This window comes from Streptosporangium sp. OZ121 (assembly GCF_051918885.1).
Lineage (GTDB): Bacteria > Actinomycetota > Actinomycetes > Streptosporangiales > Streptosporangiaceae > Streptosporangium.
This window is the reverse complement of the sequence record NZ_JBPXMC010000017.1, coordinates 1-21,091: the sequence shown is the minus strand read 5'-3', so window position 1 is coordinate 21,091 and position 21,091 is coordinate 1. Positions and strand designations below refer to the sequence as shown.

At 68.0% G+C, this 21,091-nt stretch carries 19 protein-coding genes and 4 pseudogenes; 7 read left to right on the top strand and 16 right to left on the bottom strand.

What is annotated here, in order from left to right; genetic code table 11:
- Positions 1 to 154: 154 nt before the first annotated feature.
- A pseudogene (locus ACTOQ1_RS26660) lies at positions 155 to 400 on the top strand (transposase); the annotation flags it as partial.
- Positions 401 to 461: 61 nt separating this feature from the next.
- On the opposite strand, the gene ACTOQ1_RS26655 reads toward ACTOQ1_RS26660, so the two are convergent.
- A complete protein-coding gene (locus tag ACTOQ1_RS26655) occupies positions 462 to 1,118 on the bottom strand; it encodes a TetR/AcrR family transcriptional regulator (protein WP_440070737.1) in 657 nt (218 codons plus the stop codon).
- A 58-nt stretch (positions 1,119 to 1,176) separates the two neighbouring features.
- Between ACTOQ1_RS26655 and ACTOQ1_RS26650 the strand changes: the two genes are divergently transcribed.
- Positions 1,177 to 2,007: an SDR family NAD(P)-dependent oxidoreductase gene (locus ACTOQ1_RS26650; protein ID WP_440070736.1), complete on the top strand. Its 831-nt coding sequence runs from the start codon at positions 1,177 to 1,179 to the stop codon at positions 2,005 to 2,007.
- A gap of 296 nt (positions 2,008 to 2,303) precedes the next feature.
- Positions 2,304 to 2,627 (top strand): nuclear transport factor 2 family protein, encoded by a 324-nt coding sequence (locus ACTOQ1_RS26645; RefSeq protein ID WP_440070735.1) that lies wholly within the window; start codon positions 2,304 to 2,306, stop codon positions 2,625 to 2,627.
- A 124-nt stretch (positions 2,628 to 2,751) separates the two neighbouring features.
- Here ACTOQ1_RS26645 and ACTOQ1_RS26640 read toward each other — a convergent pair.
- The 6 genes and pseudogenes from ACTOQ1_RS26640 to ACTOQ1_RS26615 form a co-directional block, all read right to left on the bottom strand.
- Positions 2,752 to 3,111: pseudogene (locus ACTOQ1_RS26640) on the bottom strand (IS5/IS1182 family transposase); the annotation flags it as partial.
- Positions 3,066 to 3,695, bottom strand: a complete 630-nt coding sequence (locus ACTOQ1_RS26635; RefSeq protein WP_440070734.1) for a hypothetical protein — start codon at positions 3,693 to 3,695, stop codon at positions 3,066 to 3,068. The pseudogene ACTOQ1_RS26640 and the gene ACTOQ1_RS26635, both read right to left, overlap by 46 nt.
- Positions 3,682 to 5,271 carry an extracellular solute-binding protein gene (locus ACTOQ1_RS26630; RefSeq protein WP_440070733.1) on the bottom strand — a complete coding sequence of 530 codons (1,590 nt, stop codon included), beginning with the start codon at positions 5,269 to 5,271 and terminating at the stop codon, positions 3,682 to 3,684. Before ACTOQ1_RS26630 ends, ACTOQ1_RS26635 begins: the two co-directional genes overlap by 14 nt.
- Positions 5,272 to 5,387: 116 nt before the next feature.
- Positions 5,388 to 6,554 (bottom strand): toxic anion resistance protein, encoded by a 1,167-nt coding sequence (locus tag ACTOQ1_RS26625; protein WP_440070732.1) that lies wholly within the window; start codon positions 6,552 to 6,554, stop codon positions 5,388 to 5,390.
- Positions 6,555 to 6,588: 34 nt separating this feature from the next.
- A complete protein-coding gene (locus tag ACTOQ1_RS26620; RefSeq protein WP_440070731.1) occupies positions 6,589 to 7,704 on the bottom strand; it encodes a hypothetical protein in 1,116 nt (371 codons plus the stop codon).
- A gap of 154 nt (positions 7,705 to 7,858) precedes the next feature.
- The gene (locus ACTOQ1_RS26615) at positions 7,859 to 8,035 is read right to left on the bottom strand and encodes a hypothetical protein (protein ID WP_440070730.1); all 177 of its coding nucleotides are present in this window, start codon (positions 8,033 to 8,035) and stop codon (positions 7,859 to 7,861) included.
- Between the two features lie 56 nt (positions 8,036 to 8,091).
- Here ACTOQ1_RS26615 and ACTOQ1_RS26610 point away from each other — a divergent pair.
- A pseudogene (locus ACTOQ1_RS26610) lies at positions 8,092 to 8,658 on the top strand (IS256 family transposase); the annotation flags it as partial.
- A gap of 113 nt (positions 8,659 to 8,771) precedes the next feature.
- The gene (locus ACTOQ1_RS26605) at positions 8,772 to 9,527 is read left to right on the top strand and encodes a DinB family protein (RefSeq protein ID WP_440070729.1); all 756 of its coding nucleotides are present in this window, start codon (positions 8,772 to 8,774) and stop codon (positions 9,525 to 9,527) included.
- A 405-nt stretch (positions 9,528 to 9,932) separates the two neighbouring features.
- On the opposite strand, the gene ACTOQ1_RS26600 is transcribed toward ACTOQ1_RS26605, so the two are convergent.
- From ACTOQ1_RS26600 to ACTOQ1_RS26590, 3 genes are all read right to left on the bottom strand, one after another.
- Entirely contained in the window at positions 9,933 to 11,495 is a 1,563-nt protein-coding gene (locus ACTOQ1_RS26600; RefSeq protein ID WP_440070728.1) for an FG-GAP-like repeat-containing protein, read from the bottom strand.
- Complete coding sequence (locus ACTOQ1_RS26595) at positions 11,495 to 12,313, bottom strand: hypothetical protein (protein ID WP_440070727.1); 819 nt, start codon at positions 12,311 to 12,313, stop codon at positions 11,495 to 11,497. The genes ACTOQ1_RS26600 and ACTOQ1_RS26595 overlap by 1 nt, the downstream gene beginning before the upstream one ends.
- Positions 12,314 to 12,645: 332 nt before the next feature.
- Positions 12,646 to 13,140, bottom strand: coding sequence for an RICIN domain-containing protein (locus tag ACTOQ1_RS26590; RefSeq protein WP_440070726.1), 495 nt, complete (start codon positions 13,138 to 13,140; stop codon positions 12,646 to 12,648).
- A gap of 1,045 nt (positions 13,141 to 14,185) precedes the next feature.
- On the opposite strand from ACTOQ1_RS26590, the gene ACTOQ1_RS26585 reads away from it, so the two are divergent.
- Positions 14,186 to 14,341 carry a hypothetical protein gene (locus tag ACTOQ1_RS26585; protein ID WP_440070725.1) on the top strand — a complete coding sequence of 52 codons (156 nt, stop codon included), beginning with the start codon at positions 14,186 to 14,188 and terminating at the stop codon, positions 14,339 to 14,341.
- Here the strand turns inward: ACTOQ1_RS26585 and ACTOQ1_RS26580 are convergent.
- From ACTOQ1_RS26580 to ACTOQ1_RS26560, 5 genes are all read right to left on the bottom strand, one after another.
- Positions 14,331 to 14,732: an integrase core domain-containing protein gene (locus ACTOQ1_RS26580; RefSeq protein WP_440070724.1), complete on the bottom strand. Its 402-nt coding sequence runs from the start codon at positions 14,730 to 14,732 to the stop codon at positions 14,331 to 14,333. The two genes, ACTOQ1_RS26585 and ACTOQ1_RS26580, sit on opposite strands and share 11 nt — an antisense overlap.
- Positions 14,733 to 14,823: 91 nt before the next feature.
- Positions 14,824 to 15,249: an IS3 family transposase gene (locus tag ACTOQ1_RS26575; RefSeq protein ID WP_367740914.1), complete on the bottom strand. Its 426-nt coding sequence runs from the start codon at positions 15,247 to 15,249 to the stop codon at positions 14,824 to 14,826.
- A 243-nt stretch (positions 15,250 to 15,492) separates the two neighbouring features.
- Positions 15,493 to 16,974: an MFS transporter gene (locus ACTOQ1_RS26570; protein ID WP_440070723.1), complete on the bottom strand. Its 1,482-nt coding sequence runs from the start codon at positions 16,972 to 16,974 to the stop codon at positions 15,493 to 15,495.
- A 286-nt stretch (positions 16,975 to 17,260) separates the two neighbouring features.
- Complete coding sequence (locus tag ACTOQ1_RS26565; protein ID WP_440070722.1) at positions 17,261 to 18,715, bottom strand: aldehyde dehydrogenase; 1,455 nt, start codon at positions 18,713 to 18,715, stop codon at positions 17,261 to 17,263.
- Positions 18,716 to 18,893: 178 nt separating this feature from the next.
- Positions 18,894 to 19,817 carry an oxidoreductase gene (locus ACTOQ1_RS26560; protein ID WP_440070721.1) on the bottom strand — a complete coding sequence of 308 codons (924 nt, stop codon included), beginning with the start codon at positions 19,815 to 19,817 and terminating at the stop codon, positions 18,894 to 18,896.
- Between the two features lie 84 nt (positions 19,818 to 19,901).
- Here ACTOQ1_RS26560 and ACTOQ1_RS26555 point away from each other — a divergent pair, with 84 nt between their 5' ends.
- Complete coding sequence (locus ACTOQ1_RS26555) at positions 19,902 to 20,447, top strand: TetR/AcrR family transcriptional regulator (RefSeq protein WP_440070720.1); 546 nt, start codon at positions 19,902 to 19,904, stop codon at positions 20,445 to 20,447.
- Between the two features lie 272 nt (positions 20,448 to 20,719).
- Here the strand turns inward: ACTOQ1_RS26555 and ACTOQ1_RS26550 are convergent.
- Positions 20,720 to 21,091, bottom strand: a pseudogene (locus ACTOQ1_RS26550) (hypothetical protein); the annotation flags it as partial.

Here is a 21,091-nt window from a genome sequence, read left to right as displayed (position 1 = left end):
AATATGCAAGTTATCCTCGTGGACGCGACTATCGAACTCTGGGTCACAAACCGGGCGACGATCTACGCAAGGCTGCTTTAGGGCGCGTATCGAGTCGTGATCAACCTGTGGGATTCGCCTTCGCGTCGAGGCTTGGACCGGTAGATCTTGCCGCGTGACGCGAGTGCACCCGACGGGTGCGGAGTGGGAGTTCATCAGGCCGTATCTGCCGATCGGCGAGTACGGCCCTTACCCCGAGCGACTGCGGCAGCAGTTCGAGGGCGTGATCTGGCGGTTCAAGACGGGCGGGCGGTGGCGGGAGATGCCGCAGGAGTTCGGTGCCTGGTCGACTGTCCGCAACCGCTTCCGGCAGTGGCGTGACGCAGGCGTCTTCGAGGTCCTCCTGGAGGGCCTGCGCGCCTCAGTGATCTGGATCAAGGACCTCACCCGAACCACACATTGATCACGACTCAATACATGTCCTAGCGGGCCAGGCGGTCCAGCAGCTCGCCGAGCAGCGCGCGTTCGCCAGGGGTGAGGCCGCCCGGGTCGTTGCCGACCAGCGCACGCAATGTCAGTGCGGCGCTCGCACGGGTCACGGGGGCGTCGGCGGAGGGCGTGTGCAGGACTCCGGCCAGCGCGGCCTCGCGGACGCGTCCGGACAGCCCGAAGTCCGGCTCCGGCTGGCTGATCAAGGTGAGCGTGATGCCGACGTTGGCGGCAAGCACCTGTTCGGCGGCTTCGTCCGCTGGCACCTTGAGCAGGCCCTGGGCGGCGGCGGCGGTCAACCGCTCGCGCAACGCGGCGTGCGCGGGAGCGGTGACGGCGCAGGGCTTTCCCGGCTCGGCGCGGCCGTAAAGCAGCCCGTAGAACGACGGGTGCTCCAGCCCGAACCGCACGTGCCTGTCCCAGCCCTCGCGCAGGTCGTCCAGCGGGTCGCCAGAGCTCTCGACCGCCGTGTACTGGGTGAAGCCGTGGTTCACCACGGCGTCGATCAGGCCCTGCTTGCTGCCGAAGTGGTGGTACAGCGTCGGGGCCTGCACCCCGGCGCGTTCGCACACCGTCCTCGTGGACACCGTGCCGCCGCCCTCCAGCAACTCCGCCGCGGCGAGCAGGAGCCGATCCCGTGCGTTCTGCATGCTTGCTATAGTAACTCATATAGCGCTACATTGCCCGCTATAGCGAAAGGAGAAGTCCATGAGGACTTGGTTCATCACTGGAGGGACGCCCGGAGGGTTCGGCCTGGTCTATGCCGAGGCCGCACTGAAACAGGGCGATCAGGTGGTGGTGACAGCGCGTCGACCCTCTGAACTGCAGGAATGGGCTGAACCGTACGGCGACCGTGTGCTGGTTCTCCAACTCGATGTCACCGATGCCGAGCAGGTGCGCGCGGCGGTCAAGGCGGCAGAGGAGCGGTTCGGCGGAATCGACGTGCTCGTCAACAACGCGGGCCGTGGCTGGTTCGGCTCGGTCGAGGGGGCCCCTGACGAGACGATCCGCCGCACGTTCGACCTCAACCTGTTCGCCGTGGTCGAGGTGATACGCGCGGTCCTGCCAGGTATGCGGGCACGCGGCGACGGCTGGATCGTGAACATGTCGTCGGTGGCAGGCCTCGTCGGCGCACAGGGGTTCGGCTACTACTCGGCGGCGAAGTTCGCGCTCGAAGGACTGTCGGAGACACTGCGCCATGAAGTTGAGCCGTTCGGTGTGCGCGTGCTCGTCGTAGAGCCGGGAGCGTTCCGCACCAAGGCTTTCGCCGGCTTCCAGAACGAGCCCGTCAACGAGACCGTCGACGCCTACGTGCCGATGGTCGAGGGCGTCAAGGCGGCGTTCGTGGAACACAACGGCAAGCAAGAGGGTGACCCTGAACGCGGAGTGCAGGCCGTGATCAGCGCGATGAACGCACCCGTTCCGCCGCAACGGATCGTGCTCGGCAACTCTGGCTACGACGTCGTTGTTGCGATGCACGAGAACGCACTCGCGGAGCTGCGCGCGAACGAAAAGCTCTCGCGCGGTGCGGACTTCTAAGCCTGTCGCCAGAAGTTGTGTCTGTAACTCGCGGGAGCTGACCTTGCCGCGAACGTGAGGAGCCTCGTCGGGGTGGATCGAGTTACCACACACAACCGACCCGACGAAGCCTTCATCAGTATGCGCCCCGCGCATGTCTATGCCGACTTGTCCCCTGCTGGGCACCTCGAGCTGGTCACCGCGCTGCACGGCCCGTGGCGGGTCGCCGCCCGCATCCTCATCGTGCTGCTGAGGTGCCGCAGGGACGTACCAGGACGCGCCCGTGTCCTGGCACCCGAGAAGACCGGAGAGCAGAAATGGACGACATCACCCTTCCCAAGGCTGTCGAGAGCTTCATCGCGGCCACCAACGCGCACGACGCGAACGCGCTGGCCGCGGTCTTCGGCGACGGGGCCACCGTGCGCGATGACGGGACGACCTACGCCGGCGAGGCCGAGATCCGCGAGTGGATCCAGGGGCACCTGATCAACCCCAAGGTCGTGATCACGCCGACCTCGTTCGCGGGCGACCGTCTGGTGGCCTCCGGGGACGGTGAGTTCCCCGGCGGGCCTCTGTCCTTCGCGTTCGTGTTCGGCATCAAGGACGACCAGGTCACCGACCTCGCGATCGACCCCGTCTGACTCATCACCGGCCGGGGCGGCCTGAGGGCTGCCCCGGCCATGAACAGGGGACCAGCCATGGGCACCATGGACGACTGATCAACCCGACAGTGGTGACGCAACTAGGACATGTATTGAGTCGTGATCAATGTGTGGTTCGGGTGAGGTCCTTGATCCAGATCACTGAGGCGCGCAGGTAGAGGCCGGCGAGGTAGCTGTCCGGGGTCTTGTCGTATCGGGTGGCGATGCCTCGCCAGGCCTTCAGCTTGTTGATCAGCCGCTCGACGGTGTTGCGCTCCTTGTAGAGGCCCGCGTCGTGGCTGATGGGCCGGCCGCCTCTGGAACCCTTCTTCTTCCGGTTGGCGGCCTGGTCCCTCTTCTCCGGGATAATCGCCTTGATGCCGCGTTCCCGCAGGTGGGCGTGGTTACCGCGAGACGAGCAGGCCCTGCGCGACCAGGTCAGAGGTCCAGGCCGGAGCCGCCGAACCGGTCCCGCAGGAACCTGCCCTGGTCGCGCAGGGCCTGCTCGTCGCCCCGGTAGACCGACTCGGCCACCTTGCGCAGCCGGGTGTCCAGCAGGTCGAGCTGGGCGAGCAGTTCCTCGTGCGCGCTGCGCTCCCGCTCGCCGCGCCGCGTGAGCGCGCGGGAGCGGGGCAGGTTCGCGTACGCCTCCAGGCTGGAGGGCAGGTAGTCCCTGATCGTCTGCGACACGATGTGCAGGTGGTCGGGTGAGGAGGTGAGGGTGTCCGCCCGCCGGAGGATGTCGCGCAGCACCTCGGCGAGCGCGCCGACCCTCGTCGTCACGTCGTCGGGGAAGCGGTTCTGGCCGACCTTGGCCAGCAGGGTGTCCAGGTCGGCACCCAGCCGCCGGGACTCCACCTCCGCGTGCGAGATCGTGAGCCTCACCCGGTCCGCCGGGGCCAGCAGCGCCCCGACGCCGTACAGCCCGGCGACCACGACGGGCCAGAACGTCCCGGCGACGCCGAGGAAGACCAGGAGCACCCCGGCGAGGGCCAGGGCGCACCCGGCGATGTTCCTGGTCGACCCGGCGTAGGCGAGGATCCGTCCTCCCGGGCTACTGGTAACCACGGATCTCCTTGAAGGCCGTGGCCAGCGAACCCTGCCGGGCGTCGAAGGTCGCCCCGCCGGTGAGTTCGGCGATCCGCCGCATCTCGTCGACGTCGCTGTCGCCGAAGAGCACGACGAACGTCCTGACCTTCACGGGGAGAGAGGCGTAGTGGGCGGCGAAGTCGTCGTAGGAGCCGCCGTCGGTGTTCTCGCCGTCCGTCATCAGCACGATCGAGGTGAAGTCCTCCGACGGCGAGGACCGCACCTGCTCGTAGGCGGCCCGCAGGCTGTCGAAGATCGCGGTACCGCCGCCGGCCCGCAGTCCCTCGCCGTAGGAGCGGATCCGCTGGAGCACCGGTTCGGCGTCGCGGTCGGGCAGGGTGAAGGTCCGCGGGGTGCCGGGGCCGGTGTTGAACGGGATCATCGTGACCGTCTCGCGGTCGCGGAAGCGCGAGAACGATCCGCTGGCGGAGGTGTCGGCGCCGGACAGGGCGGTCAGTGCCTGCTTGAGCGCGTCGATCCGCTCCCCTTTCATCGAGCCGGAGGTGTCCAGCACGAACAGGGTCCGCGACGGCCTGCGTACCTGGTTGAGGTAGACGCCGATCAGCTTGTCGGCCGCGCCGCGCCGGTTGGGGAAGGGCAGCTCCACCAGCGACGCGGTCCCGAAACGCGGCTCCGGCCTGACCTCGGGGACGATGGGCCTGCGGTGGGTGGTGGTCATGATCTCCCGCTGGATCTCCGGCGTGCGCAGCCAGGCGGCGAGCTTGCCGTACAGCTCCTTCTTCTCCGGGGGCGCGGAGCTCAGGAGCGTGAGCGGGTAGTCGGCCGTCACCACCCCGTCGCTCGGGTAGACCAGCGTGAGCGGTTCGGAGAGCTTTCCGGAGGCGTTGAGGCCGAGCAGCACGGACTCGTAGTTCACGAGCCCGTCCACCGTGCCCTCCTTGGTGTACGCGTCCGCGAGCCAGCCGGAGGAGCCGGAGGTGAGCGTCTGCGCGGAGAAGAACTCCTTCAGCTGGGGAGTCGCCGCGGTGATCTGGGCCTCCTCCAGGGCCTCGCCGGCGTCGGAGAGCGCCGCCGTCACGCCGACCAGCGCCGAGAATCCGGAGTTGGACGCGGCGGGGCTGGTCATGCCGAAGGTGAACTTCCCGGCGCGGGCGGCCGAGGCGATGTCGTTCCAGGTCACGGGTTTGGCGTCCCAGCCGAGCTCGCGGGCCTTGGACGCCTTCAGCCCGAGCAGCACGGGCGAGACCATGGCCTTGGTCTGGGTCGAGAGCCGCGCGGCCGCCCCGTCGATCAGCGACAGGTAGCGGTTGGAGGAGAACCAGGTCGCGTCGTGGCGCCCGTCCGCGCCGCCGCTCGCCACCTGGTCGGCCCCGTCGAGCGTTCCGGCGTACGACAACGCGACCCGCACGCCGACGGCGTCCTCGGCCCGCCTGAGCAGCGGTTCCAGGTCGCCGACCTCGCTTCCGGCGAGGACGCGGAGCACGTCGGGGCCGTCGGCGGGAGTGTCGGAGGTGTCGGGCGTGTCGGCTCCGCCGCACGCGGCCGACGCCACCAGCAGGATCAGCGGGACCAGCACGGCGAGCGCCCACCTCACCCGGCGGCCACCCGCCCGCACGCCGAGCGCCGGCCCAGTCGAGCGTGAACCGAGTGGCACGCCGGATGCCGACCAGGCCGGGCGGGAGTCCGGTGACGCACCGGGCGCCGGGCCGCTCATCGCGGGAGTTCCTGCTCGTCGCCGCGCCGGGAGCGCTCCAGGTACGTGCGCGCGTGGTCCAGCTCGACGGTGAGGCTGTTCACGGTGATCGCCATGTTCTCCACGGCCTTGGCCTTGAACGTGTCGATCGTGTCCATGGTGGCGTAGATGTTGTCGAACGCCTTGCGTAGCGCGTCCATGCCGACCGTGGTCGAGGCCGCCTGGGTCTGGATGTCGGTGGCCTGGGTGCGCAGCATCTCGCTGGTCGCCACGATCAGGTCGGAGGTGGTGGCGTTGAGCGCCGTTATCTGGTCGAGCACGAGTTTCTGGTTGGCGAGGGCCTGGGCCACGGTCACGGCCGTACGCAGCGCCGCGATCGTCGTCGTTGTCGCCCGGTCCACGCCCTTGATCAGTTCGAGGTTGTTCCTGCGGATCAGGTCCAGTGCGAGGTATCCCTGGGCGGACACCGCGAGCTGGGTCAGCAGGTCCTGGTGCTTCTGCCGAATGCCGAACAGCGCGTCCGAGCGCAGCGCGGTGGCCTTATCCGGCTCGGCCGCCTCGACGTACATGATCTTCTCTTCCACCGCGGCGTCGAGGGCGGCGGCGAGCAGCGCGTACTCCTGCAGGCGCTTCATCGACTCCCACAGGTTGGTCTTCTCGCCCTCGATGGCCGCGTTGTCCTTGCGCAGCTCGTCCTGCCCGGACTTCAGGGCGCGGATGATGTCATCGAGGTGTTTCTGCGCCGACCGGTACTTCGCGAAGTAGTCGCGCAGCCGGTCGCCGAACGGGATCAGCCCCAGCAGCTTCCTGGCCGGGCCGGACGTCTGCTTGGGATCGAGGTCGACGATCGTCCGGCGCAGCGCGACCAGCTGTCCCGCCACCGCCGCCTGCGCGTCCCGGCCCTCGCCCTTGACGGACGCCAGCGCGGCCACCGGGCGCCTCAGCATGCGATTCGCCACCTGGGAGGAGGCCCGGATCTCCGCGTCGCCCATGGAGGTGATGTCGTGCACCTTCCTGGTGAACTCCGGCGACCTGGGGTCCAGGCCGCCCAGTTCCTCGGCGAAACCGCGGGCCTTCTCCGCCAGTTCCGCCTCCCGCCCCTCCGGGACCGGCAGCATGGTGGCCGCCTTCTCCGTGGGCACCTTGGCTACGGGTTCGGGCGGGCTGAGCACGAGATCGCTCACGGTGGTCTCTCCTCGAAGCGCTGGGAAGGTGAGGTCAGGGAGTGGGTGAGGGGACCGCTCCGGAGCGGTAGAGCGTCTCGACCGCGGAGATCATGCCCTCCAGCCGCTCGTGGTCGGGGGGCTCCACCACGTCGACCAGGCCGGGTGGCAGCGGAGCCCCCACCTTCGCCACGAGGTCGTCGAACGCCCGGGGGGCGGCGGTGCGGAAGCCGTACAGGGCCGCGAGGCGCCCGAGTTCCGGGTCCTCCTGCAGGAGGCGGCCGACCTCGGTGCCCCGCTCGCCCAGCGGTACGAGCGTGTGCTTGCTCAGGACCGTGGGAGAGGGGTAGAGCAGCCGCATGTCGGGACGGATCGAGCCGTCCCCGGCGAACAGGCGCGAGGCGTACTGCGCCTCGTAGATCACAATCATGGGCGTCTTTCCCATGCCCAGGGACAGGTAGTCCTCGAACGGCGCCTCGGTGGAGGTCTCGGAGTAGCCCTGGTCGAGGAAGAGGGGGGCGACGGCCTGGGCGACCCTGGCCCCCCGCTCGTCGGAGGTGACCACGTCGTCGCCGTTGGCCACGTAACCGGCGATCGCCAGGTACATCGCCGCGGAGTTGGAGGTGCGGATGTCGGTGGTGGTGAGCAGCACGCGCTTGCGCGCCGGGTAAGCGGTATTACCCGGCAATTTATCCCATCGAGTACCTTTCGCTACCAAAACCAGATATTTCTGGATATCGAGCACTTGGTAACCCTGACCGGAGTCCCGTACGACGCCCGCCCTGGTGAGCACGTCCACGATCGGGGTGAAAGTGGCGATCGCCATGGGCGAGGAGAACGGCGCGAACGTGCGGGCGGCACCCCGGTCACGCCTGATCTTCTCGGCCGCCGGAGCGCTGGAGGGGAACGCGAAGCCGTATTTCCCCAGGTCCACCGAGGTCGCGATCTGGCGCGACCCGGCGGTGTCGACCTCCACCCGGAGGCCGTGCGCGGCGAAGGCCGCCCGCACTCTCGGATCGTCGAAGAACGGCTTCTTCTCCGATCCGATCACCCCCCGGACCAGGGCGAGCTCACGCGTCTCCGCGCCGCCGTCACGGTTGCCCGCCACGATCGCCGCCACCACGGCGGCGCCGAGGAGCAGTGCCAGCCCGACACCGATCCAACGCCTCATGTGATTCCTCGAAAGCTTGCCTCGTATCGCTATGAAATAGCGGTTGTAATTGAATTATGTGATTAATGACGACAGTGCGGAGCGAGGCACTCACAACGTATTGACAATTCACTTTCCGTTCACCGATACGCCGCCCGGAGGGCGGTCGCCGTCGTCACGCCGGAACTCGCATGAATCCCCCGGCGCCGGCCTCGACCCGCTGGAAAGCGTCGGGGGCGCCCCTCGAATCGCCCGTCACCACCGCCCGTACGCCGTCCGCGCCCACCTTCGGGAACCGGCCGAAGACCATGCCGCCCCGGAAGAACCACCTGCCGGGGAACTGCATGAACAACGGTGCAACTCCTGATCAAGGAGACACCTGTGACGAGTACCGTGATCCAGGCATCCGATGCGATCCACGTGAAGATCCGTGACGGTCAGGTCGCCAACCGGCCGATCTATGTGGCGATGGCGGTCACCGTCGACGGTGAGCGCGACATCCTCGGGCTGTGGGCCGGCGACGGCGGTGAGGGCGCGAAGTTCTGGCTGCACGTGCTCACCGAGATCAAGAACCGGGGCGTGGCCGATGCGCTGATGGCGGCCTGCGACGGGCTCAAGGGGCTGCCGGAGGCGATCGAGGCCGTCTGGCCGCAGGCCGTGGCGCAGGCCGTGGCGCAGACCTGCGTGGTACACCTGTTGCGCGCCTCGTTCCGCTATGCCGCCCGCCAGCACTGGGACGCCGTCGCCAAGGCGTTGCGGCCGGTCTACACCGCGCCGACCGAGGCCGCCGCGCTGGAGCGCTTCCATGAGTTCGCCGAGGTCTGGGGCGAGAAGTATCCGGCGATCGTGAAGTTGTGGCAGAGCGCCTGGGCCGAGTTCGTGCCGTCTTTGTCCTTCGACGCCGAGATCCGCCGGGTCATCTGCTCGACCAACGCGATCGAGTCGGTCAAAGCGCGAATCCGGCGGGCGGTCAAGAGGACGTCCCTGGCGTGACCACCGCGAGGTCATCAAGGGGATCTTGTGGCGGTTGTGAACCGGATCGCCCTCCAAAGGTGGCGCGGGCGGTACGGGTGCGGAAGACTGCCTCAATGGCTGCTGAGTACGTCCAGAGTGACCAGTTCCGTGGTGCCCGCATCCACCTGTGCGACCTCGCCGGTCTGGAGATCCGCGATTGCGAGGTCAGCGGCCTGAAGATCGTCGACTGCTACGGGAGCGACGTCTACCTCGGCGGCGACTTCGAGCGTCTCGTCGTCAACGACGTCGACGTGACCGCCTATGTCGAGGCCGAGCTCGACCGGCGCCACCCCGCGCGGGTGCTGGCGCGTGAGGCCGCGTCCCCCGACGACCACCGGGCTGCCTGGGATGCCATCGAGGCGCTGTGGGCGGCGACACTCGACCGCGCCAGGCTGTTGCCCGAGGCCAAGCTGCACGAGCGGGTCAACGGCGAGTGGTCGTTGGTCGAGACCCAGCGGCACCTGCTGTTCGCCGGCGATGCCTGGCTCGGCAATGCCGTGCTGGAGGAGGAAACGCCGTACCATCCGTTGGGCTTCCCTTACGGCGGGATGCCGCCCGGCGCGGCGGCGAAGCTCGGTCTCACCCTCGAAGCCACCCCGACACTCGACGAGGTGCTCGCGCCGCGGCTCGCCCGCATGGCCACGATGCGGCGTGTCGTCGACGGGCTCACCGAGGCCGAGCTCGATCGGGTATGCGCTCGCAAGCCGGCGGACCCGTATCCCGACCAGGAGTACGTCGTGCGCCGCTGCCTGAAGGTGGTGCTGAAGGAAGAGGCCGAGCATCACCGTTATGCGGTGCGCGACCTCGCCGTGCTCGAGGCCGGTGCCTGAACCGGCGCCGACCCGGCCGGAAACGACCTCCAGCCGCATTGCGTGCTGCTAGGACGGTCACCTGACGGTCACGTCGACCACAAGATCACGCTAAAGCGCCCAATTAAGCACCTACCACCCAAACGGCTCTGCTGTCCTTCGTGAGCACCCCACTTCGAGTGGCTCGATTACCTGCGCACGGGCCGGCTCAATTGGCTGACGTCCGACGCCAAGGGCAAGCCGATCCGCTGGGAAGTGACCGAGACGAACGCGGCGACGCAGCGGTCCGGGGGCCCCTCCGCACAGACCGTCGCGACCTCCGGCCGCGCGACACGGCCGGCAGTCGCGGGGCTTCGCCGGAACGGTCTCCGGCGAAGCCCGTGATGCGAGTTTCGGTTTCGCTCTGATCGATCAGGGCGCCCCAGATCACCAACACCGGTTGGCCACGCAGAGCGGAAGGCCTCCCGGCGGCGGTGGTTGGGGGTCGTTCGGCATGGGGGTGGTCGTACCGGTCGTGCCGGCGCCGTTGTTGAACCAGGCCTTCACCCCGCCCAGAGTGTCGTGGACGAGGTAGTCGGCCCGGCGGTCGCCGTTGATCTCGGCCAGACCGATGTTCGCGCGGGCCACGCCGACGCCGGAGGCGATCTCACCGACCGCCCGCCAGGCCGACCCGGAGCCGCCCCGGTTGTTGGTCCACGCGCGGATCTGGCCGTAGTCGCCGAGGACCAGGTAGTCATCACGGCGGTCGCCGTTGACGTCGGCGAAGGTCACCGTGGGACCGCTCGCGCCGACGCCGGAGGCGATCTCGCCCTGACTGACCCACGAGACGGCATCGCGGGTGCCGGTGTTGCGCCAGAGCCGGACCCTGCCCTGGTCGTCGACCACGAGGTAGTCGTCGCGGTTGTCGCCGTCGATGTCGGCGAACCTGATCTGGTCGCGGGGAGCGGAGCCCGAGGCGATCTGACCCTTGCTCGTCCAGACGACGGCATCACCGGTGCCGCTGTTGAACCAGGCCTTGACCTGGCCCTGGTCGCCGACCACGAGATAGTCGTCGCGGTTGTCGCCGTTCAGGTCGGCGAAGCGGATGTGGTCGCGCGGACCCGATCCGGACGCGACTTCGCCGCGGAAGTTCCAGCCGACGCGATCGGCCTCCCGGACGTTCAGCCAGGCCTCCACCCTGCCGTTGTCCTTCACCAGAAGATAGTCGTCACGGCCGTCGCCGTTCAGGTCGGCGAAGCGGACCTGTTCACGGCTCGCGCCAGGAACCGAGGCGATCTTGCCGGCGTAGTCCCAGCCCGCGGGAGCGGGGCCCGTCGGGGGCGGCGGCGGGCTGGCCGGCGCCGGGGTGCACGGCCGGTTGTCGCCGGGGAGCGCGGGCATGATCAGGCCCTCGTCCATCGCGGCGTTGATCGCGTGGTGGTAGGCGTTGGCCATCTTGCGGTAGCCGTCGTTGTTGGGGTGGAGCGAGTCGTTCAGGTCGGCCGCGGTGAACCCGAGAGCGCCGTTGCCGACCAGCCTGACGCGTTTGCCCTCGGCACGGAGGTTGTTGACGATGGTCGGCAGCCTGGCGTTGTACATCGCGATCAGCGAGTTGTCCCTCTCGTCCCTCGCCGGCACGAGGCTGGAGACGAGGACCGTGGTGAGCGGCGAGATGTCGGTGATCCTGTCGACCAGCCCGCCGAGGCGGAGGTGGGCCGTGTCGGTCTCCTCGTCGTTCGCCAGGTCGTTGGTCCCGATGTGCAACACGACGACGTTGGGCCGGTAGCGGTTGATCGTGCACTCGGCCGCCAGGGTGTCGATCTGGCTGATCCGCCAGCGGGGGTGCCCCTCGTGGTCGGTGTCGGGGATGTTGCCGTGCCCGGAGTCCACGGAGCCGACGAAGTCGAGTGCGCTCGCGTCGTCCTGCAACAGCTCCCACAGGCGGCCTCGATAGCCGACGCCGCCGGGGGTCCCGCCGACGCCGTGGGTGATGGAGTCACCGAGCGGCATCACCCGCAAGGCCCGGGTTGGTGATCCACGTTCGCCGGCAGCGAGTTCGATCTCTTCCACGTATTGAGGGATGTTCTCCTCCACGGTCGCAGCCGCGGCTTCCATGGACGCGCCGACGCTGCCCCCCCCCACCACCAGGTTTTCACCTGGCGCCCGAAATCACGCACGCCCCGGGCCAGACTCGTGAACGAGCTCCCATGGTCGAGGTTCAAGCGGGGCCCGAAGTAGCCGTCCCAGAGGGCCGCGCTCGCGCCGAGGACAAAGGACCAGATCAGGAGATTCCACCAGGCGTTCGGATCTGGGCTCGGGGCGATGGTCTGGACGATCGCGCCCCTGGCGAAATTGGCGAAGAAGGTCGCCAGCCCCGAGCATGCCGCGTTGGCGAGGGGTGCCAGCGGACCTGACTCGGGAAGGAAGAACAAAGAGCAGGTGATTCGGATGGTGAGATAGATCCCCACGGTGGCGAGGCCGATCAGAAAGGCCGCCCATGGGGACAGTCCGGGGATCGGCGCAGGGGTCGGCTCGGGGGGCGGCTCGTCGGTCTCCGCTGTGATCGTCAGGGTGGAACCTCTCACGGCGATGATTCCGTCGAAGTCCACCCAGTTGTCCATGAGCCCAACTGGAATGGACCCCTTGTTACGCATCAGTTCCTCTTTGAAGGAGTCGCTGAGCAGTTCGTTGGCACCGTTCATGTCGGCGGCCCAGTCGTGGATCTGGGTACGCTCGAAACCTTCGGGGAGCGCGAAGTCAACCGTGATCGTGGTCGCGGCCTTCGCCGCAGGCTGGAAGCCCACCTGGAGCAGCAGTGAAAGGGTCACCAGCAGGGCCGTCAGGCCCCTGCCTCTTCTTCTTAATCGGGTGAACATCCTGCCGCGGGATGCGGGCACGGTCCCTCCACCTGTTCATCCGCCGGCGGCTCGCCGAGCGGGTGGGTTGGTCAAAGATGCTTGCCGGGATGCAGGGATGCCGAGGCGGTCAGGGGCCGCCCCTGGCGCAGGTCGTGTGAGGCTCCGCTTCCCGTCACGTTGGTCGCGGATGCGGGGCGAGGCGAGGCGCGTCGACGACCGCGGCCCTGCCGGCGATGGACGGGCGGAGGTGACTTCCTTCCGTCCCCGGCGAGGCCTGACGACGCGAGAAGTCGGTGACGCGCTTACGCGTCGTGGTTCCACTGCTGGTGGAGGCCGCCGTTCCACGCCTGCGCGTAAGCGTTGCCGGCATGGTCGCTGTCGACCGCGTAACTCGTGTTGCCCCACCACAGGGAGAAGATGACCTTGTTCCAGCTCGTACCCTGAGCGAACCATTCACGAGCGGAAGACGAGTCGTTGTCCTCGCACTCGACGGTCGTCCTGAGGGCTCCCGAGCTGAGGCGGGCGAGGCACCGGCCTGTCGCCCTGTTCTTCAAAACTACGAGGTCGAAGCGAAGATGCGAGCCGGGGATGCCGTCGCCACGATGCTGGAGGATCGGCTCCCAAAGTTGGTGGTCGTTGGTGTTGCGAGGGCTGCACGGCAGCGTGTACACCTCGCCGGCCCAGTCGCTGTCCAGGCAACGGTTGGTCGCGTAGTTCTTCAGGTTGCCGGCGCCGACGTAGGCCTGGGCGGGCGCGGGCAGCATCAGCCCCAGGGCCGGCGTCAGGGCGGCGCTCATCGCGGCGGCGATCATCCCGCGGCCGGGCCGAGCCCAGGCGCTTTGGTGTCAGACATTTTTGTTCCGATTTTTGGGCACCACGGTTGGCGTCTCCATTCCTCTTGAGCCCGCATATAACCGTGACAAAAGTGCCACCTGGTGTACGCCAGGTGAACGACTTCCCCCAATGGCGTGACAAGGAATATCCAATGGCGGCAATTTCGCGCTGAGTTGCGACTCGACTGCACCTGGTGATCAGGTTTCCAGCGTGTTAAAAGAGTGCGGCCGGACCGCAGAGGGAATCTGCGCTGTCGACCTGAGAGTGACTCGCCGACAACGTGAGAATGGCCGCCGCGTCCACGTGGTCAGCAAACGAACGCCAGGCTCCGTCCGCAGCATGGCCGATCCCGCCAGTATGACGCTGATCTCGTGTTGTCGACGCTTGAGTTCTTGCAGATGTCTTACGGCCCCCTCCCTTGCTGATTCTGTCTCCGGCTGCGGCACATCCGCACCGCCACGAGGACCGGTGCAGGTGTCGCCAGATGAAATGAATACCGAGATGGAATGGAAACTCATGCCACGCGGCGAATGAGCCGCACATCCTTTGGGCGCGGCGACCGTTCAACCGACGTCCTGCTGCGCAATCCGCTCCCATCACGTGCGGGATATCGGAGCCCACCTTTCGGTGACTCGCCGAAGCCGTGCAGGTCGGCCGGCCTCCAGTACAGGCATTGCGTTCATGCGAGGACGAACTGTCAGACGGAGGCTTGGCACAGGTGAACGAACGCAGCCGAGGCAGGGTTTCACCCCTTGTCAAAACCGTCATCCCCGAAAAAAGTGACCAGGCGGCCAACCGTAAGAACCGCGGTTCCCGTGGTGGCCGCCCGGTCAGTCATGATCCAGTGAGGTGATCTCAGCGAAATAGTTCGGGGCGATCGGGATTTCTTGGACGCCGCTGATGGCGTTCCGGTCCTTTCAGGAGGAGTCGCCGAAGGCCGGAAACACACGTGGAGCCTCCGGTAGAAGAGCTCTCACCACAAGCGCTCAACCGGCCGGAAGGCTCCACGTGATTGCTCATCGTGCCACGCTCGACGTCTCCCGCGTACTGGTTCACTACACCGCCGGGCTGCTGCGGGCCGAACGCCGACTGCGCGGCACGCCCACCGGCAGCCGGGCCCTGACCCTGAATCGCCCCGACTTTGATGGAGACCTCAGCGGCTGATTGCTAGGGCTTCGTTGGAGTGGTGCTGAGCGTAGTAGATCGCCTCGAACTCGTCGGGCGGGAGGTGTCCGATGGCTGAGTGCAGGCGGGTGCTGTTGAACCAGGCCACCCATTCAGCGGTGGCCAGTTCCACATCAGCCAGGCTGCGCCAGGGGCCTCGGGACTTGATCAGTTCGGTCTTGTAGAGGCCGATCTGCGATTCCATCAGGGCGTTGTCGAGCGCGTCGCCGACCGTGCCGATGGAGGCGTCGATGCCGGCCGCCAGCAGATGGGTGGTAAACCGGAAAGACGTGTATTGACTGCCCGCATCCGAGTGATGAATCAGTCCCGGCCCGACCGGATGACCGGTGCGCTCGCGCCGCCACAACGCCATGTCCAGGGCGTCCAGCACGAGGGTGGTTGTGCTTGGTGAGTGAGGCGGCCCAGCCGACGATCGCCCGGGAGTAGACGTCGACGACGAACGCGACGTAGACCACCCCGCATCAGGCCGTCACATGGGTGAAGTCGGCCACCCAGGCGGCGTTCGGCCGCTGAGCGGTGAAGTCGCGCTGTAGGTCGGCCGCCCGCGCATGTCCGGGATCGGGCGTCGTGGTGCGGATCTTTTTGCCCCGCCGGGCGCCTTGCAGGCCGAGCGCACGCATGCGCCGCTCGACGGTGCAGCGGGCCACCCGGACTCTCTGGCGCAGGAGTTGCTGCCAGACCTTGCGGGCGCCGTAGACGCCGTAGTCGGCGGTGTGGATGCGCTGGATGTGTTCGTCCAGCTCGGCGTCGCGCACCGCCCGCGGTGACGGTGGCCGGTTCTTGGCGGCGTAGTAGGTGCTGGTGGAGATGGGGCAGCCGTGTTCGGTCAGGACACGGCAGATCGGCTCGACACCGAACACGTCGGCGTGCTGGTCGATGAAGGTCACGAGTGCGTGTGTGGCCGGTCGAGCTCGGCCGCGAAGAAAGCGACTTAGATTCAAAGAGTCAAGGCAACGCATTGGGCCGGGGTTCGGTAGCCGAGGCACTTGTACTGGTGGGCGCGGCTGTGAGGACGGAGCACGATCACCGGCCGTCACGGCCTGCCTGAAACCGTCACCCAACGCACAGTACCTCCGTCGGGAGTCGCACGCGGCCTATGTCGGGGCCGCTCAGCCCTGGGTGGTCCCTGTTTACTCTGCGGCGGCGGGAGTCGGCTGGAGGTGGGGCGTACGGACGGCTTTGCGGGCCGGGGCGAGGGCGGCGGCGAGGGCGGCTCCGAGCAGGAGGAGGGTCAGCGCGGAGAAGCTGTGGGTGTAGCTGGAGTCGTACGGCAGGCCGGAGGGCTGGAGGTGGCTGGTGACCAGGAGGCTGGTGATCGCGGTTCCGATGGCGCCGCCGATGGAGCGGAGGTTGGCGTTCATGCCGGTCGCGGCGCCGGTCTGCTCGGCAGGTACGCCGCCGACGATGAGGTTGGCCATGGATGCGAAGGCGAGACCGACGCCGAGGCCGAAAACGCCCGCCGCGACGGCGATCTGCCACTGCTGGGTGTGCCACAGGGCGAGGATGGCGCAGGCGACCGCGGCGGAGACGGTCCCCGAGATCAGCAGGCGTTTGGCGCCGACCTTGGGTTCCAGGCGTCCGCTGACCACACCGGCGACGAACATCGCGATCAGCATGGGCAGCATGAGCAGTCCGGACGTGGTGACGCTGGCGCCGAATCCGTAGCCGGCGGAGCGGGGTGTCTGTACGAAGCCGGGCAGGAACGACCAGACCGAAGACAGGCCTGCGCCGAACAGCAGAGCGGCGGCGTTCGTGGTCCACACGGACCGCACGCGCATGATGCGCAGGTCGATCAGCGGGCTGCGGGAGTGGGACTCCGCGAACAGCCACAGGGCGAAGAGCACGACGGCCGCGGCGAACAGCGCGATCACAGCAGCGGAGCTCCAGCCCCACCGGCTGCCGCGGCTGACCGGCAGGAGCAGCGCGACCAGCCATCCGGACAGCAGCACCGCGCCGGACCAGCTGACCCGTCCCTTCGCCCGTCGGGGCGACTCGGGGACATAGCGCAGGGCTAGCAGGGCGGTGACGGCGACGATGACGACGGGAAACCAGAACAGCCAGCGGTAGTCGAGCCCGGCCACGATGGGACCGGCAGCGACTATGCCGACGCCGCCGCCGGCGGCGATCACGGCGGACAGGTTGCTGATGCTGCCGCTGACCCTGCCGGGTTCGAACTGGTCGCGGATGATGCCGAAGGACAGTGGGAACACCGCGCCTCCGGCGCCCTGAATGATGCGGGCGATGATCAAGACGCCGACGTTCGGAGCGAGGGCGGCGAGCAGACAGCCGGCGAGGACGGTCAGCAGGACTGCGACGAGGGTGCGCTTCTTGCCGGCCAGGTCGCCGACCCGGCCGATGATCGGGGTGCACACCGAGGCGGACAGCAGGTAGGCCGTCATTACCCAGATGGCGGTGGATTGGGAGGTGTACAGTGCGTGTTGGATAGTCGGCAGAGCCGGCGCGATCAGTGACTGCAGCATGGAGAACACGCCCGCCCCGCTCGCGAGGACTGCGAAGATGAGGCGGGTGGACTTGCTGGGCATGGGGTTGTCTCTCCGGGGAAACGGGGGCGTCTTGACGACGGCGCGGGACAGGTCGCGGGTCTCGTGCATGCGGGTGGCACGCCGGTACAGCGATTGCGGGGAGCGGTCACGGCCAGGAGGTGGGCCGGGCGCGTCGCAGCGGTTCGGGCCGCGCGGGGCGGCGGTTCGCCGGGGCGTCGCCGGTGACAGTGCGACCGACGGATCGGCCCGGCCCGGCTCGGCTCGGTTCACGTTGCTCGCCCCCGTGCACGCTCAGGACGTGCCGGCGTCGAGCAGGGGGTGCGGCAGGCCGGGCCGGCCTGCCGACCGCACTGCGGGTGGTTCCGGCCCGGTAGGTCTGCGCCTCTCCGGTCGGCTACGGCTGCCGGAGCCGGGTGATGGACTTGTGCTCGATGTAGCCGGTGAGTCCGACCTTGCCGTACTCGCGGCCGAGGCCGCTGGCCTTGTAGCCGCCGAAGGGGCCGTCGAAGCTGATGGGCGAGCCGTTGAGGGTGATGGTTCCGGTGCGCAGCTTGCGGGCGACGGCCAGGGCGCGCTCGGGGTCGGCGCTCCAGATGCCGCCTGAGAGGCCATATTCGGAGTCGTTGGCGATGCGGACGGCGTCGTCCTCGTCGTCGTAGGCGATGACGGCCAGGACTGGGCCGAAGATCTCCTCCTGGGCGATGCGCATGGAGTTGTCGACGTCGGCGAAGAGGGTCGGGGTGACGTAGTTGCCCTTTTCCAGGCCCTGGGGGACGTGCGGGCCGCCGGTGACCAGGCGGGCGCCCTCCGCTATGCCGATGTTGATGTAGTCGATGACGCGCTGCTGCTGGTCGGGGCGGATCATCGGGCCGATGAAGGTGTCGGGGGCGGAAGGGTCGCCGACCTTCAGCGATTCGACCATGTCCTTGAGCGCGGCGACGACCTCTTCGTAACGCTCGCGGGGAACCAGGATGCGGGTCTGCAGGATGCAGGCCTCGCCGTTGTTGCCGAGGGAGCCGAAGCGCAGGCCCTGTACGGCGGCGTCCAGGTCCGCGTCCTCCAGGATCAGAGCCGCGGACTTGCCGCCCAGCTCCAGGCTGACCCGCTTGAGGTGCTCGCCGGCGATGGAGGCGATGCGCCGGCCGGCACGCGTGGAGCCGGTGAAGGCAATCTTGTCGACGTCCGGGTGGGAGACGAGGTACTCGCTGGTCTCGCGGTCGGCGGGAAGGATGCTGAGCACGCCTGCGGGAAGCCCGGCCTCGTGCCACAGGTCCGCTAGCAGCATCATGCTGAGGGAGTTCTCCGGGGAGACCTTCAAAACAACCGTGTTGCCGGCCAGCAGGGCCGGGATCAGCTTGGCGGTGGCGGCGGAGAACGGCGAGTTCCACGGGATGACCGCGGCGACCACGCCGATCGCCTCACGCCGCACGATGGTGTCGAAGGCCACCGACGGGTCGGAGGGTTCGATGACCTCCTCCCAGCCGAACTCCTCGGCCGCCTTGAGATAAGCGTTGACCTGGCGGGTCAGGAAGGGCTGGCCGACCTTGGTGAACCAGCCGGCCGAGCCGTTCTCGACGGAGATTGCCGCGGCGACCTCGTCGGCGCGGGCGGTGCGCAAGGCGTCGTAGCGCCGGATGATCTCCTGCCGCTCCTCGGGCGTGGTGCGCGGCCAGGGGCCGTGGTCGAAGGCCTCGCGGGCCGCGGCGACGGCCGCGTCCACGTCGGCGGGTGCGGCCTGGGCCACGCGGCCCAGCACCGACTGGTCGTGGGGGGAAAGGATGTCGAGCAGCTCCGGGTTGCTGGGGGTGACCCAGGAGCCGCCGATGTAGAGCTTGTCGCGAACAGGCATGTCTGTCGATTTCTTCCTGTGAAACGTGGTGGGTGCAGGGCCCGGGCGGGAGTGCGTCCCGGGCGATGCCGCAGGGGTGGAGGAGACCACCGGAGCGAGCGGGTATCCGCGCTGTCGCCGGGCCCGTGGTCGCGTGCCGTCGGGCAGGCGACCGACGGCACGCGAAGCTGCAGGGTCGTTACGCGGTCTGGTGGTCGGTGGAGCGGCTCGCTTCGGCCCATGTGTCGGCCTCGGCCAGGCGAGCCTTTTCCGCGCTGACAGCGATTTCCAGGGCGTCGCTGCCGAGCAGGAGCCGGCGCGGGGGCTCGGGCGCGTCCACGGCGGCGATGACGGCCCGGGCCATTCGGGCGGGGTCGCCGGGCTCGTTGCCGCTGTAGGCCGCAAACTGCTCCAGCCATGCGCCGACCGTCTGCTGATAGTCAGGAGCGATGGGTCCGGACGGCTTCGCGGCGCCGGCGGCCCAGCCGGTGCGGATACCGCCCGGCTCCACGATGATCACCTTGATGCCGAACGGGGCCACCTCGTTCGCCAGCACCTCGGAGAAGCCTTCGACTCCGAACTTTGCTGTCTGGTAGGCGCTGAGCCCGGGCGTGCCGCCGACCCGGCCGCCGATGGACGAGATCTGCACGATGTGCCCGGACCGCTGGCCACGCAGTACGGGCAGGGCAGCCCGGGTCACGTTGATCACACCGAACAGGTTCGCCTCGACCTGCGCCCGGAACTCGTCCTCCGGGAAGTCCTCGATCGAACCGCTGGTGGCGTAACCCGCGTTGTTCACAATGACGTCGACGGTGCCGAATCGCTCCACTGCGGCCGCCACCACGTCCCGAGCCTCGGACCGCGACGTGACATCCAGCGCCACGGTCTCCAGCCGTTCCGGATACTTCGCCTTCAGATCAGCCAGAGCCTCCGGCCTACGGGACGTCACGACGACTCGATCACCGTCCTCAAGAGCCTGAAGAACCAGGGCCCTGCCCAGCCCCTGGGAACCACCGGTGATCAACCAAGTCCGTGACATGGCGTTCTCCTCATCATCTCGTTGCCTCTTGCCGCTCTCCAGAGCGCAATCCCAATGTAGACGTTTCATCGTCAACTGCAACATTGATGTTGCAATAAATAGATGAGATGTATCTCACTATGGGATGATGGCGCTGTAATCACCACTGCTGGTTAGGATCGCCGGACCATGAGAGCCGATGCCGCACGCAACCTGTCCTCCGTCCTCCGCACCGGGGCCCGCCTCCTGGCGGAGGATCCGAACACGTCGATGGCGGCCATTGCCGCTGCGGCGGGTGTCGACCGCACCACCGTTCATCGCCGCTTCGCGAATCGGGAGGCGCTGCTGCGCGCCGTCTTCCAGGCCAAACTCGACTTGGCCGAGCGGGTGTTGGACGAGGCGCGGCTGACCGAGGCCCCGGTGCCGGTCGCTCTCCACCGCTATCTGGAGGGGATCATCCCGGTCAGCCGCGAGTGGCCTGTCGACACGCGCCGCATGATGCAGAAGGACCCCGAAGCCAGCGCTCGCCGTGAAGCGCAGAGTGCGCGCCTGAGCACCTTCATCCAGCGCGCTTGCGATGAGGGCTACCTGCGCGCCGATATCGATGCGGCCTGGGCACGTGCGGTCCTCGACGCACTCGTCGACAGCATCGCCCACCGGTTCCCCGCAGTGGATCCCCCGCAGGCGGCCGACCTCGTCGCGGACGCCTTCCTGCGCGGCCTCGGCGTGACCTGACCCTGCGGGTGAGCCAGTCGCCGGTGCCCTAGCCTTCTTCCGCGCCGTCGCCGTCCAGCATCAACCCGCACGCATGCAGCCACCCCTGGTGCGCTGATCCCGCCACTCCGGCGGGCCGGCCAAGCCCCCCAACCCCATCGCGCGCAAGGCGTGCGCACCCCACCAATCCCCTTTCACAGACTCACCTGCTGAAGAATCGAGGACACCATGGCGCGCGCTCGGATCACGCTCGGTCATTCCGACGGCCTCGGCTGCATGGGCATGTCCCAGTTCTACGGAGCAGCCGACCCCGCCGAATCGATAGCGACGGTCCAAGCAGCCATCGACGCGGGTATTGATTTCTTCGACACCTCCGAGGGCTTGATGTGATGGGTGAATACCTCGGCCGGTGAATACGCAAAGTGATGACTGGCTCCCAGGTCACCGTCGCGCATCGAGGTGTCGAGGCCCAGACTGCGGGCGCCGGGCAACTGGTCGAGCACGCCAGCCAGGTAGTAGCCCGTGCCGCAACCGATGTCCAAGACTGTGCCCTGTTTGACCGAGAGCGCGACCTGCATGAGGTCGGACCAGTGAGATGATCTCAGCGAAATAGTTCGGACGATTGGGATTTCTTGGATGCTGCCGGTGGCGTTCCGGGCTTTTCG